The 12,669-nt window shown below is 76.8% G+C and carries 11 protein-coding genes and 2 pseudogenes; 6 read left to right on the top strand and 7 right to left on the bottom strand.

The window, feature by feature from the left end:
* Nucleotides 1-241: pseudogene (locus tag AB0G14_RS19100) on the bottom strand (phosphatase); the annotation flags it as partial.
* 250 nt (nt 242-491) lie between these two features.
* Between AB0G14_RS19100 and AB0G14_RS19095 the strand changes: the two are divergent.
* Together AB0G14_RS19095 and AB0G14_RS19090 are read left to right on the top strand one after the other, a co-directional pair.
* Complete coding sequence (locus AB0G14_RS19095; protein WP_357699065.1) at nt 492-986, top strand: sigma-70 family RNA polymerase sigma factor; 495 nt, start codon at nt 492-494, stop codon at nt 984-986.
* A complete protein-coding gene (locus AB0G14_RS19090) occupies nt 983-1,675 on the top strand; it encodes a zf-HC2 domain-containing protein (RefSeq protein ID WP_357699045.1) in 693 nt (230 codons plus the stop codon). Before AB0G14_RS19095 ends, AB0G14_RS19090 begins: the two co-directional genes overlap by 4 nt.
* Before the next feature lie 195 nt (nt 1,676-1,870).
* Here AB0G14_RS19090 and rarD read toward each other — a convergent pair whose 3' ends face one another.
* From rarD to eccE, 4 genes and pseudogenes are all read right to left on the bottom strand, one after another.
* Entirely contained in the window at nt 1,871-2,809 is a 939-nt protein-coding gene (gene rarD / locus AB0G14_RS19085) for an EamA family transporter RarD (RefSeq protein ID WP_357699043.1), read from the bottom strand.
* Nucleotides 2,806-3,306, bottom strand: a pseudogene (locus tag AB0G14_RS19080) (GNAT family N-acetyltransferase). The gene rarD and the pseudogene AB0G14_RS19080 overlap by 4 nt, the downstream one beginning before the upstream one ends.
* A gap of 83 nt (nt 3,307-3,389) precedes the next feature.
* On the bottom strand, nt 3,390-3,776 hold the full coding sequence (locus AB0G14_RS19075) for a phage holin family protein (protein WP_357699041.1): 387 nt from the start codon (nt 3,774-3,776) through the stop codon (nt 3,390-3,392).
* Nucleotides 3,777-3,925: 149 nt separating this feature from the next.
* Complete coding sequence (gene eccE / locus AB0G14_RS19070; protein ID WP_357699039.1) at nt 3,926-5,818, bottom strand: type VII secretion protein EccE; 1,893 nt, start codon at nt 5,816-5,818, stop codon at nt 3,926-3,928.
* Between the two features lie 259 nt (nt 5,819-6,077).
* Between eccE and AB0G14_RS19065 the strand changes: the two genes are divergently transcribed.
* Together AB0G14_RS19065 and AB0G14_RS19060 are read left to right on the top strand one after the other, a co-directional pair.
* Nucleotides 6,078-6,398, top strand: coding sequence for a WXG100 family type VII secretion target (locus AB0G14_RS19065; RefSeq protein ID WP_350683828.1), 321 nt, complete (start codon nt 6,078-6,080; stop codon nt 6,396-6,398).
* Between the two features lie 27 nt (nt 6,399-6,425).
* Nucleotides 6,426-6,719: a WXG100 family type VII secretion target gene (locus AB0G14_RS19060; protein ID WP_357699037.1), complete on the top strand. Its 294-nt coding sequence runs from the start codon at nt 6,426-6,428 to the stop codon at nt 6,717-6,719.
* A 107-nt stretch (nt 6,720-6,826) separates the two neighbouring features.
* On the opposite strand, the gene mycP is transcribed toward AB0G14_RS19060, so the two are convergent.
* On the bottom strand, nt 6,827-8,107 hold the full coding sequence (gene mycP / locus AB0G14_RS19055) for a type VII secretion-associated serine protease mycosin (protein WP_357699035.1): 1,281 nt from the start codon (nt 8,105-8,107) through the stop codon (nt 6,827-6,829).
* Nucleotides 8,108-8,259: 152 nt separating this feature from the next.
* On the opposite strand from mycP, the gene AB0G14_RS19050 reads away from it, so the two are divergent.
* The gene (locus AB0G14_RS19050; protein WP_357699033.1) at nt 8,260-11,139 is read left to right on the top strand and encodes an SseB family protein; all 2,880 of its coding nucleotides are present in this window, start codon (nt 8,260-8,262) and stop codon (nt 11,137-11,139) included.
* Nucleotides 11,136-11,501: a hypothetical protein gene (locus AB0G14_RS19045; protein WP_357452485.1), complete on the top strand. Its 366-nt coding sequence runs from the start codon at nt 11,136-11,138 to the stop codon at nt 11,499-11,501. The genes AB0G14_RS19050 and AB0G14_RS19045 overlap by 4 nt, the downstream gene beginning before the upstream one ends.
* A 49-nt stretch (nt 11,502-11,550) precedes the next feature.
* Here the strand turns inward: AB0G14_RS19045 and AB0G14_RS19040 are convergent, their stop codons facing one another.
* Nucleotides 11,551-12,483, bottom strand: a complete 933-nt coding sequence (locus tag AB0G14_RS19040; protein ID WP_357699030.1) for an alpha/beta hydrolase — start codon at nt 12,481-12,483, stop codon at nt 11,551-11,553.
* Nucleotides 12,484-12,669 lie beyond the last annotated feature (186 nt).

Raw genomic sequence — 12,669 nt, 5'->3', positions numbered from 1 at the left:
CGGCCAGCGCGCCGGCCGCCGCGCCGCCGAAGCCGAGGACCAGCGCGCCGACCGCGCCGGCCCGGACCACGCCGCGCCGGGAGACCTCCGCGCCCACCACGTCCCCGAAGTACGCGTTGTCGGAGGTGTTCGGCACCGGGTGGTCGCAGGCGTTGCCGCACCGGTACAGACAGGTCATGGCGTCGCGGCTGCCGTGGCGGGTGGCGCCCAGCAACGGGAGCAGCCGGGGACGGTCGCTCATGGAAGGAGCCTCCTGGAGGGGGGTCGGTGCACGCCGGACAGCCGCTGGCGTGCGTACCCGCCGGACGGTAGGAGGACCCGGTGAGCGGGCGTCGGCGGCGGCGTGAACCGGGCGTGAACACCTCCGCCGGGACTGCCACGATGACCTGCGGCTGAACCGATCCGGGTGACGGCGCGTATTCCCGGGCGAACGCCACCGTCGGACTCGCGCCGAGAGCGAGGAGACCGCCATCAGCGACCACGACGCCCAACTGCTCCGCGCGCTGCACGACGAGCACGCGGAGGCGCTCTACGCGCACGCCCTGCGCCTCGTCAACGGCGACCGGCAGCGGGCCGAGGACCTGGTGCAGGAGACGCTGCTGCGGGCCTGGCGGCACCCGGAGTCCCTCGACCCGCAGCGCGGCTCGGTCCGGGCCTGGCTCTTCACCACCGCCCGCAACCTGGCCATCGACGCCTGGCGGCGCCGCTCCACCCGGATCGGCGAGGTCTTCACCGACGAGCTGCCCGAGCCCCCGGAAACGGTGGACGAGGCGGAACGCGCGGTGGAGGCGTGGACCGTCGCCGAGGCGCTGAACCGGCTCAGCCCCACCCACCGGGAGGTGCTGGTGGAGTGCTTCTACCAGGGGCGGTCGGTGGCCGAGGCGGCCTCCCGGTTGGGCGTGCCGCCGGGCACCGTGAAGTCCCGGACGCACTACGCCCTGCGCTCACTACGGTTGGTCCTGGCCGAGATGGGGGTGACCGCATGACCCGGTGCGACTTCGCGCACGACGACGGCGCGTACGTGCTGGGTGCGCTGGCCCCCGCCGAACGGGCGGCCTACGAGCGGCACCTCGCCGGCTGTGCCGCGTGCCGCCAGGCGGTCGCCGAGATCGCCGTCCTGCCCGGCCTGCTGGGCCGGCTCGATCCGGCCGGGCTGGAGCAGTTTCCGCCGTCGCCGGAGAACCCCCGGGTGTCCGAGCTGCTCACCGCCGCGGGCGACCGCCGGCGCCGCGAGCGGTCGGCCACCCGCCGCCGGTACGCCCTCACCGCCCTCGCCGCCGCCGCGCTGGCCCTGGTCGTCGGCGTCGGCACCGCCGTGGTGCTGCCCCGCGAGGCGGCCACCCCGCCGCCCGACGACGTGCGGATGGTCACCATGCAGCCGGTGGCCGGCACCGTGCCGGTGTACGCCGAGATCGCCCTGACCAGCACCGGCTGGGGCACCGAGGTGCGGATGCGCTGCGGGTACGTCGCCAGGCCGGGCTACGCCAAGGCGTACACCTTCCGGCTGGTGGCGCACGGCCCGGACGGCGCGACGGAGCAGGTCGGATCCTGGCTCGCCGCCCCCGGCGACGACCTGCGGATCACCGGCGCAACCCGCTTCACCGACGCCGAGCTGGTCCGTCTGGAGCTGCTCCGCGCCGACGGCACCCCCGTCCTCGCCTACAACGTCCGCTGACCCGCCCCCTCGCCCTCGCCCTCGCCCCGCCCCCACGCCGTCGTTCTTCCGCCCCCGCGCCGTCGATCTTGCACTTTGTGCCCTTCAAATGCGAGACATACCCCGTTTGTCCGGGCGGAAAGTGCAAGATCGCGAGAGGCGAGGGGTGGGGAGTGAGGCGGCCGGGGGGCGGGGCGGGGGTGAGCGCGGGCCGGGTTAGCGGGTTGTGGTCGGGGCCGGGGTGGGGGTGGCGTGGCGGGCGGCGACGGTGGCGGCGTGGGTGCGGCGGGAGTGGTGGAGGGCGTCGATGGTGAAGACGATCAGCGCGGCCCAGACCAGGGCGAAGCCGGCCAGCCGGGCCGGCGGCATCGGCTCGTGGAAGATCAGCACGCCGCAGCCGAGCTGGAGGATCGGGGCGAGGTACTGGAGCATGCCGAGACCGGTGAGCGGGAGCCGGTTAGCCGCCCCGGCGAAGAGCAGCAGCGGGATCGCGGTCGCCGCCCCGGCCGAGACCAGCAGCGCGGTGTGCCCGACCGAGACGTGCCCGAAGGTGGCGTCGCCGCCGACGGTGAGCCAGCCCAGGTACGCCAGCGCGGGCAGCGCCAGCACCGCCGACTCGACGAAGAGCCCCTCCGCGGCGGGCAGCCCGAGCCGCTTCTTGACCAGGCCGTAGCCGGCGAAGGTGAGCGCCAGGACCAGCGCCAGGTAGGGCAGCCGGCCGTAGTCGACAGTCAGCACCGCCACGGCCAGCCCGCCGATGCCGAGCGCCACCCACTGCGCGGGGCGCAGCCGCTCGCGCAGCACGGTGACGCCCAGCAGCACCACCACCAGCGGGTTGATGAAGTAGCCGAGGGCGGTCTCCACCACGCGGTCGGAGTTGACGCCGTAGATGAAGGTGGCCCAGTTGACGGCGATCAGCGCGGCGGCCACGCCGATGCCGGCCAGCGCGCGAGGCCGGCGCAGCAGCGCCCGCAGGAAGCCGATGTTGCGCATCGCGGCCAGCAGGAGGGCGACGAACGCCACCGACCAGACGATCCGGTGGGCCAGGACCTCCATCGGGCCGGCCGGGCGCAGCAGCTTCAGGTAGAGCGGGAAGAAACCCCAGAGCAGGTACGCGCCGAAGCCGTAGAGGTAACCGAGGCGGAGTGGCGTCACGCCTCCACCGTAAGGGGCGACTGGCCGCCCGGTTCCTTGCCGGTGACGGGGCTCACCGGCTGGTCCCGCTGGTCGAGTTGCATCCAGCGGTGCGGATCGGTCACCGGAGCGAAGCCCACCTTCGCGTACACCTCGTGGGCGTCGAAGGTGGCCAGCAGGATCCGGCGTACGCCCAGGCCGGCGAGGTGGTCGCGGACCGCGCCGGCCAGCCAGGTGCCCAACCCCCGGCCGCGCTCGCCCGGGTCGACGTAGACGTCGCAGAGCCAGGCGAAGGTGGCCCCGTCGGTGACCGCCCGGGCCACCGCGACCTGCCGCCCGTCGCCGGGGCGGTAGACGCCGAACGCCACCGACCCGGCGAACGCGCGCGCCACGGTCTCCCGGTCCCGCCCGATCGCCTAGTACGCGTCGGTGGAGAGCCAGTGGTGCACGCGGTCCAGGTCGATCCGGTCCGGGTCGGTGCTGAGCAGGTAGCCGTCGTGGCGGGTCAGGGTGGTCACCCTGGTGACACTAGCCCGGCGACTCGGGCCGCTGAGCAGCCAGTTCCCGGCATCTGGTCGGGCCGCCCCACGGCGGTGGCGGCTCAGTCCCGATCGAGGACGGCGCCGAGGATCCAGGTGACGAACCCGACGAAGAGCGCGCCGAGCACGGCCTCCGGCCAGAAGCTGTCGACGTGGAAGGGCAACCCGGCCTGGTCGGCGATCCAGCTCGTGAGCAGGAACAGCAGCCCGTTGACCACCAGCGCGATCAGCCCGAGGGTCAACAGGTAGAAGCCGCAGCCGACGGTCTTGATGACCGGCTGGAGCACCGCGTTGACCACGCCGAAGATCGCCGCGACGAGGACGAGCGTGGTGACCGCGTCGGTGGCGGACTCCGAGTCCAGCGTGATGCCCGGGATGAGCAGCGTGGCCAGCCAGAAGGCCAGTGCCGTGCTGGCCAGCCGGATCAGCAGCCCCTTGAGGAATCCCATGGCGGGGATCGTGCCACGGACGCGCCACACGCGGAACCCGCGAGATCGCCGGACCGCCTCGGGAAGCCGGATCCGCGGCCGGCCGCCAGACGGGCGGTGCGCCGGTCCGTGGCGGAAGGGATGCCGGTCAGTGGCGAGCGGTGCGCCGGTCAACGGCGGGAGGGGCGGCCGATGAGCTGTGACTCGATCGGGGTGGGCGAGAGCAGCGCCCAGCGCAGCGCGCGCCGGTTGACCACCGCGACCATGTCGTCCCGGATCCGGGTCAGCCACTCCGCCGACCCGCCGAGGCCCAACGCGGCGCCGGCCAGGGCTGCCTCGGCCGGGCCGAGGGGTTGCAGCACGGCCAGGTCGGCCCGGCCCAGCGCGTCGGCGTCGGCCGGGGTCAGCTCGTCGCGGACCAGTAGCGTGGCCCGCCACGCGGGGCCCGGTTCCGGGTCGGCCGGCGTCGGGCCGGCGTCGACGACCACCAGCAGCGGGCACAGCGGCGAGCCCGGTCCGCCGCCCACCGGCCGGCCCGGCGGAACCAGCGGGATCATCGCGCCCGGCGTGCCGACGCCCCGCACGAACGGCTCCCAGCTGCGGGGGCGCGCCGTCTGCACCACCACCCGGGCGCCGAGCGCCATGGCCCGCAGCGCGACGAGCTGCGCCGCGCGTACCCCGCCGACGAGCATCACCCGGGTGCTCTCCGGCCGGAACAGCCGGACGGTCACCGCGCCGCCGTGCCGGTTCGTGCCGACCATCAGCCCCGCCTCGCCGACGGTCAGCTCCAACGCGTCGGGCGCCGGCCCCGGCCCCGGCGCCCCCGCCGCCGCGAGCGGCAGCGTGGCCGCCAGCCCGTCGAGCTGCGCGCCGTCGAGCCGGTGCACCTCGCCGCCCGCCTCGGTCACCAGCCGGCGCAGCGCCTGGGCCGCGGCCGAGAGCTCCGCCGGGGTGGCGGCGGCCAGCCGTACGGCCACCTCGGTCGGAGCCGACGCGGGGTCGGCGCCGGCCCACGGCCCGGCGCAGAGCGACACCGTGGTCGCCGTCGCGGGCAGCGCGAGCAGCCGGGGCACCAGCCGCCGGCCGGCATCGGTGCGCGCGTCGGGCCAGCGGCGCAGCCGGAACGTGGTCTGGAGCAGGTCGCCCGCCCGCACCGCCTGCCAGGACTCCCGCGCCGGATGGTCGTCGTGGTGGGCCGACTCCGTCAGCACGCGCAGCGTCGCGTGCTCGCCCAGCGGGCGGGCGGTGACCGCCCCGAGCCGGCGCACGATCCGGCGTACGGTGCCGGAGAGCGCCCGCCGCAGCTGCTCGCCGGTCCAGCCCTCGGCGCGAAGCACCCGCACGGCGAGGACGGCCTGTTCCAGGCCGGCGAGCCGCCCGTCGGTGAGCTGCCGGTAGGACGTGGCGACCGCGCCGCCGCCCGCCCCGACCGTCGGCGCCGGCGCGCCCGTCAGCAGGAGCTGGAGCCGGACCGGCGGCCCGTCGGGCGCGGCCGCCGACAGCAGGGACGCCGGGAGCGGCAGCGCGCGGGGACCGTCGCCGAGCAGGTCGGCCGGGTCGCCGATCTCCACCAGGGCCACCATGCCGGCGGCGTCGTCGAGCACGGCGGCCGGCGTGCCGGCCAGCTCGGCGGGACGGACCACCGCACCCGGGTCGACCAGGTCCAGCAGGGCCGTCGGGCCCGCGGCCGGCGGCAGGGCGCGGCGGCGGGTCGCATAGCCCAGGCCGGTGGCGAGCCACTCGAAGAGCCAGCGCCCCCGCAGCCGCACCCACGCCAGGGGCAGCAGCGCCGCGGCCAGCGCCACGGCGGCCAGCGCCGCGAGCACGCCCCGGCCGGCGGCCGCGACCAGGGCGGCCACCGCGACCTGCGCGGCGACGACCTGACCAGCCCGGACGCCGATGGCCCGCCGCCGGGCGGCCGGAATCCACTGTGGCGGCAGGACGGCGCGGGGCCCCGACGCGTCCGGCGCGGGACCGGCCGGCGTGGGTGGGACCGGCGCGGGGTCGGCGGCGGCCGGCTGCGCGGCCGGCCGGGCCGGGCCCGTGTTGGTGGTCACCGTCACCGTGCCTCCTCGACCGGTCACCCGCCGCGACATCGACGCCGCCCATCGTAAGGGCCGGCCGGGGGGAGCGGGGGAGCGCGGCTGTCCACAGGGGATGGCCACGGGGTAGCAGAACCGCGACGGGGCGGCTACCGTCAGCGACGAGTTCCGCTGACCCCGCGCCCGCCCCGCTCGATGCCCGGGCGGCGCGAGCGGGGCGCCCGAGTGAGCGGGCGCGCCGACGGCCAGCCACGACCGATGAGACGAGGTGACGTCCGGGGTGTCCCAGACCCAGGCAGAAGCAGCGGTGATGCAGCAGACTGCCGCGAAGTTCGAGCAGGTTGACCAGTCCCTGCAGTCCATGCTGAGCAGCCTGATGGCCCAGCTGGAGGTGTTGCAGCAGGCCTGGCGCGGCGCCGGCGGGCGCTCGTTCGAGCAGGTCAAGCAGCAGTGGGCGCAGGACCAGGCGACGCTGCAGCGGGCGCTGCGGGAGACCTCCGGCGCCATCCGCACGGCCGGTCAGCAGTACGACGTCTCGGACAGCGAGGCCGCCAGCCGCGTGTCCACCACCAACCGCGGCGGCATCCAGCTGCCGCTCTGACCCGGTCTTCGGGGGAGGAGACATCCGATGGACCATGGTGTGCTGGTCGTCAACTTCGCCGCGTTGCAGCAGGCCAGCGCGGACATCCAGCGGGCCCTGAACACGCTCGACTCGCAGCTCGGGCAGCTCGAACGCGACGCCGCCCCGCTCGTGGCGAGCTGGTCCGGCGAGGCCCAGCAGGCGTACGAGCAGCGGCAGGGCCGTTGGCGCTCCGCCTCGCAGGACCTGCAGGCCATGCTGCGCGACATCAAGCTCGCGGTCGACGATTCCGCGGCCGACTATCTCGACACGGAGAAGAAGAACGTCGGCCTGTTCCAGTGAGCCACGCCCGGTGGTGGCGCCGACCCTGACCCGGTCGGCGCCACCACCGTCGTTCCAGCTCGTGGCTGGGCGACTGGCGGAGAGCCAGGCCCCGCGGCAGCACGCCGTCAGGCCGGACCGGCGGGCTGCCAGCGGCGGCGGGCGCCGCGCGGCACGATCAGCGCCAGTAGCGCCGCCACCGCGACCGCCGCTCCGCTGACCCCGGCCACCAGCAGCGCCCGGTCCCGGGCCGTGGCCCGGCGGGCCTGCTGCGCCACCAGCGCCGGATCGTCGCGGTTGTCGGCGAGCGCGGTGGGCGGGCGCGGCCGCTCGGGCGCCCCGCCGCCGGTCTCGGTGACCGCCCGGTACGGATTCAGCACGCCCGCGCCATACCCGCCGCCCTCGCCGCCACCCGGCGCCGGATCGGCGCTCGACACGATCCGCTGCGCCACCTGCGCCGCGCTCAGCTCCGGCCGGTACTCCCGCAGCAACGCGGCCGTGGCCGCCACGAAGGGCGCCGCGTAGCTGGTCCCCTCGGCCCGGTGGTGCCCCTGGCCGGGGGCGGCCATCAGCACGTCGCTGCCCGGGGCGACCAGGTCGACGTACGCGCCGGTCTGGGAGAACGGGGAGCGGGCCCCGTCCGCCCCGATCGCGCCCACCCCGAGCACCCCGTCGTACGCGGCCGGGTAGGGCCGGGGGTCGCCGCTGTCGTGCAGGTTCCCGGCGGCGGCCACCACGACCACGTCCCGCTCGACCGCGTAGCCGACCGCGGCCCGCACCGCCGGGTTGTCCGCGTACAGCACGACGGAGAGGTTGAGCACGTCGGCGTCGTGGTCGACCGCCCAGCGGATGGCCCGGGCGAAGTCCTCGGCGCTGACCGTGCGCCCCGACTCCCGCCCCTCGACGACCTGCTGCTCGCTGACCCGTACCGGCAGGATCCGGGCGCCCGGGGCGAGCCCGTGGAACGCCACCCCGTCGCGGAGGCCGGCGGCGATGATGCTCGCCACGCCGGTGCCGTGACCGGCGCAGTCCCGGCCGCCGTCGCCGGCCGGGTCGAGCAGGTCGGTGCCGTCGAGGACCCGCCCGGCCAGCTGCGGGTGGCGGCGGTCCACCCCGGAGTCGACGACCGCCACCGTCACCCCGGCCCCGGTGGCCAACGGCGCGAGCCGCTCCGGGGCGTACCGCTGGTGGGGCCAGGGCGGCGCGGACACCGGCCGGACCGGGGCGAGCGGGAACGGGCATCCGGGGGTCGCCCGCGCGGTGAGCGCGGCGGGCCCGGAACGGCCGACGGTGACCGGTTCCGTGGCGGCCCGGGCCGGCTGGGCGGCGGCCGCCGGGGCGGCCGGGACGGCGGCCAGCAGCGCCGTCGTCAGGGCTGCCAGGAGCGGGCGCGCGGGGGACCGGGACATCGACCGCCTCCGTATCGTGTCGACTCCGGGACGGGATGTTAGCGCCTCCGGCGCGACGGCGCGGACCGCCGCCGGCCAGCCATTGTGATCTTGTTTCTACCTTGTAGGTTGTACGCGATGCCTATGGCCTGTTCGCGGGAGGAGGGGTGGCCGTGACCGACTGGGAGCCGGCCACCGACGCCGAAGCGGCGATGCGGGACGCGTTGCGCGCCAACGACCAGCAGCTCTACTTCCGTGTCCTGGCCCAGACCGAGCTGCTGCTGCCCGTCTCGGCCGAGGCGCTCGCCGGGAAGGCGCCGGTGGGCTGGGGCACCTGGACGACCGGCGGTCGCACCCACGTGCTGGCGTTCACCTCCGCCGCGGCCATGCGGGCCTGCCTCGGGGAGAATGCCGGCTCCAGCCGCCGCACCTCGTACGCCGACCTGGCTGCCGGCTGGCCCAACCACGAGTGGTGGCTGGCGGTGAACCCCGGCCTGCCCGTCGAGGGCTACCTGCCGGCCTGGTTCGTCTCCCAGCTCTCCCGCGGCGACGTCCGGCTGCCCGGCCGCACCCTGGGTGCGCGGGCCCGCCTGGAACGGGCGGAGACGGTCGCCCGGGTGCGGGCCCAGGCCACCGGTCGCGACACGGCCGACGGGCCGGAGACCCGGCCGACCACCGGCAGTCCGGGGCGGGCCGCCCTGGCCGGTGCCGCCCCGGCCAACGGCGTCCCGGCGGCCCGGCCCGAGCCCCCGGCGGCGTCGGCGGCCGGCCGGGTGCCAGCGCCCGCCCGACCCGGGCCGCCGGAGCCGCCCCGCGCCGCCGTCCCGCCCGCGTACCCGTCGAACCGGCCGGGCCCGCAGCAGGGTGACCCGACGACCGGCGACGCCGTGGCGGCTGTCGACCGGCCGGCGCCGTCCCGGTTCGTGCCGCTCGGCGACCGCGCGGAGGGCCGGCCGGTCCCGCCCCCCGTGCCGTCCTCGCCGACGAACGGTCGTCCCGCCGGGGAGACTCCGGAGCGGCCCAACCACCGGTCCTTCTTCGAACCGGCGTCCGGCCGCGCGTCCGCCCAGCGGCAGGAGGCGCTGCGCTCCGGCGAACGGGCCGTACCGCCGTCCCGCCTCGCGCGCGGCGGCCAGCCGTTCCCCCGGCGTCGACCGCTCGCCGAGCCGGTGCCGGAGGGCCCGACCCGCCCGATCCCGATCGCCCCGGCCGACGGGGAGCCGACCCGGGCCTTCGCGGTGCCGGGCGGGGAGAGCACCCAGGTGCTGCCGCCGCGCCGGGTGGACCCGTCCGCCGAGGACGTCACCCGCGACCTTCGCGTTTCCGCCCCCGACCCCACACTGGCGTACGCCGCCCGCCGGCCGGAGCCCGACGGTGACGTGACGCAGGCCCTGCCGCGCCCCCGGCCCACGCCGGAGCCCGGCGCGGAGCAGGAGCCGGCCTCGGCCGCGGAGCCGGTCTCCGGGCCGCCCGCGCCCCGGCGCGGGTTCACGCCGATCGTCATCGAGGGCACGATCATCGAGTCGCGGGACCTCACGGGGCCGCCCGACGGCGCCCCTGAGGAGCCCGTGTCGCTGTTCGAACCGGTGCGGCGGCCCTCCCCGACCGCCCCCGCCGGCCCGGCATCGGCCGGTCCGACCGTCACGGCGCCGGCCGGTCCGACCGTCACGGCATCCGCCGGCCCGACGGCCACCGCAGCCGGTGCGGTCGGCCCCACCGACCCCGTTGCCACCGGGCCCGGCGCGGTCGACCCACCCGGTTCGGTGGAGACCGCGCCCGGCCTGTTCGACGCCCCGTCCCGGCCGGCCGCCGCCGCGCCGGGCCTGTTCGACACCGCGCCCGGGCCGCCCGACACCGCGCCCGGGCCGGCGGCGGCCGGCGCGTCGCGGCGGCTCGCACAGCCCGCGACCGGCGGTGTCGGGGGCACGGCCGCGCCGACGCCCGGCGAGGCGGTCGGGGAGGACGCCGTGCCGGCGGGGGCCCGGTGGGGCGATGCCCCGGCGGGCGGATCGGTGGCGGCCGGTGCCGAGGACCACGGGCCGGCTGGCGCCGGCGCGGCGGCGGCCCGCGTCGAGCCCGTGCCGGTCGACTTCCAGCCGGCCAACGAGGTCGAGGAGAACCTGCTCGACGCCGCCGGGAGCGGCAGCACCGACACGTTCCTGTCCACGCTGCTGCTGGCCCGCGTGCTGCTGCCGGTGGCCGCCGACTCCGCGCCGGGCAGCCGGCCCGGCGAGCCCGGCTTCGTCTGGCGTACGGAGGAGCTGGACGGCGACACGTTCGTGGTGGTGCACACCTCGCCGGAGCGGCTCGCGGAGCACGCCGACGCGGCGGCCGAGACCATCGAGGTCAAGTTCGTCCAGCTGATCCGGCGGTGGCCGGACGCCTCCTGGTCGTTCGCGGTCAACCCGGGCAGCCCGGTCGGGGCGAAGCTGCCCGGTGAGCAGATCCTCGCGCTGGCCAACTGGGCGGCGGAGGTGGGGCTCGGCGACGACGCCGGGACCGAGGGCGAGGCGGCGGCCCCCGTCGAGGAGCCGGTCAGCCGCCCCCGCTACGCGGCACCCGACCCGGCCCGGCCGATCGTGATGCAGAAGGCGGTCGCCCCCAGCCAGCTCGCGTACTACCTGGAGCGGGGCTACGACCGGGTCTCCGGTTTCGTGCACCGGGCCAACGAGTTGGCCCACCTGAACACCCCGGCGCAGCTGCACGACGCGCTCGGCCTCGGTCACCCCGACTCGCCGTTCGCGCGGGACGCCGAGGAGATCTACGTGCTGCGCTGGCCGGCGCACCGACCCAGCCTCTACCGGATCCCGTACGGCGGGCAGAGCGAGGCCGCCATGCGGGCCATGGAGGGCTGGGTCATCGAGCGCCCGCCGTTCCGGGGTAACGGCTTCGCCCCGGGCGAGAGCAGCGACGTGGTGGCGGAGTTCAAGGTGGACAGCGCCCGGCTGCCGCACGGCGCGCAGCTCTGGCGGATCGGCGCGGACGGCACGGAGCGGGTGGTCGCCATCCTCGACACCGACGCGCTGCTGTGGCGACAGGTCGGTGCGCAGTGATCCGGGACGGCTACGTGGCCCGCTGGCGCGGCCGGGAGTACCAGGCGAGCCCGGACGGCGACGACGTCCGGCTCTACCAGCCCGAGTCGGGCGAGGGCTTCGAGGAGGTACGCCCCGGCCGGTACGTGCGGGTGGTCCCGGCCACCGAGGTCGACGACCTGGCGTACGTGCGGACGACCTGCACCTGGCAGGGGCAGCCGTTCATCGTCCTCGGCGAGCACGACGGCTGGCTGCGGGTGGAGTACACCGGCGGGCGCTGGCCCGTCGCCCGGGCGATGGGGCTGGAGGTCTTCGACTTCGGCGTCTACCAGGGCTGGGCGCCCGCCGCCGAGGTCGCCGACCTGCGCGAACAGCGAGTCTGAGGCCCGCGCGGGCAGCGGGTCTGAGCCGCGCGCGGGCAGCGGGTCGGAGTCAGGACTTCGCCCAGCGCAGGATCTCGCCGAGCACCACCTCGCGGGCCTCCATGTGCGGGAAGTGCCCCACGCCGTCCAGGAGCCGCCACTCGTAGGGCGCCACCACGTACCGGCCGGAGCCCTGGGCGGTGCGCGGCAGCGACGCCTGGTCGAGCGCGCCGTGGAGCTGGAGCGTCGGGGTGACCAGCGGCTTCTGCATCAGCCGGACGAAGCGGTAGCCGTGCAGGCGGAGCACCGAGCGGAATGCCCAGCGGTAGCCCTCCAGCGCGCAGAACGCCGCCTGCGGGATCCGCATCGCCTCCCGGCACCGCCGGGCGTACGCCTCGAAGTCCGGCCCGTGGACCCAGCGCGGCCCGCCCCAGCGGCGCAGCATCTCCTCCACCGCCGCCGCGCCGTCCCGGGTGAGCACGTGTTCGTAGCGGGGCAGCTGGAACTTCAGGGTGGGCGTGGAGGCGGCGAACTGTCCGCGCGGGTCGGCGAAGATGGCCGCCCGGAGCCGGAGCGGGTGCGGGGCGCCGAGCACCACCAGCCGGCGGACCAGCGCCGGGTGGAACGACGCCACGGTCCACCCGATCATGCCGCCGATGCCGGTGCCCACCACGGTCGCGGAGCGCTCGCCGAGGGCCCGGATCAGCCCGGCGATGTCGGCGGCCAGCGTGTAGCCGTCGTACCCCCGGGGCGGCTTGTCGCTGGCGCCGTAGCCGCGCAGGTCGACCGCGACGGCGCGGAACCCGGCGTCGGCGACCGCCGGCAGCATCTCGTGCCAGGCCCACCAGTGCTCGGGGAAGCCGTGCAGGAAGAGCACCATCGGGCCGGTGCCCGACTCGACGACGTGGAACCGGCTGCCGTTCGCGCCGACGAACCGGTGCGTCCACGGCCCCTCGCTGAGGACGCAGGACTCGTCGACGGGCCCGCCACGCTGCTCGGTCATGGCAGACAGCCTAGGACCCCGGTGCCGGCCGGCTCCGCCGCCGACCCCGGCCGGGTGGCCGGGATCGCTGACGATCGCGCGGGTGGCGGACAGCACGACCGGTCGGACGCGCCACACGCGGCGACGGTTTCCCCCGCCGATCGCACCTCGCCGCCGGTGCGGAACGGGCGATGCCCGGGCAGGTGG

Origin of the sequence: Micromonospora sp. NPDC023814, assembly GCF_040639595.1 — a bacterium.
In the GTDB taxonomy this organism is placed as follows: Bacteria; Actinomycetota; Actinomycetes; order Mycobacteriales; family Micromonosporaceae; genus Micromonospora.
Note: the sequence above shows the minus strand (reverse complement) of the source record. Positions and strands in the feature narration are given on the sequence as shown.

Coding starts and splice junctions, on each gene's coding strand:
- AB0G14_RS19090 (WP_357699045.1), top strand. CDS start 983: ATGACCCGGTGCGACTTCGCGCACGACGACGGCGCGTACGTGCTGGGT.
- AB0G14_RS19075 (WP_357699041.1), bottom strand. CDS start 3,776: ATGGGATTCCTCAAGGGGCTGCTGATCCGGCTGGCCAGCACGGCACTG.
- AB0G14_RS19060 (WP_357699037.1), top strand. CDS start 6,426: ATGGACCATGGTGTGCTGGTCGTCAACTTCGCCGCGTTGCAGCAGGCC.
- mycP (WP_357699035.1), bottom strand. CDS start 8,107: ATGTCCCGGTCCCCCGCGCGCCCGCTCCTGGCAGCCCTGACGACGGCG.
- AB0G14_RS19040 (WP_357699030.1), bottom strand. CDS start 12,483: ATGACCGAGCAGCGTGGCGGGCCCGTCGACGAGTCCTGCGTCCTCAGC.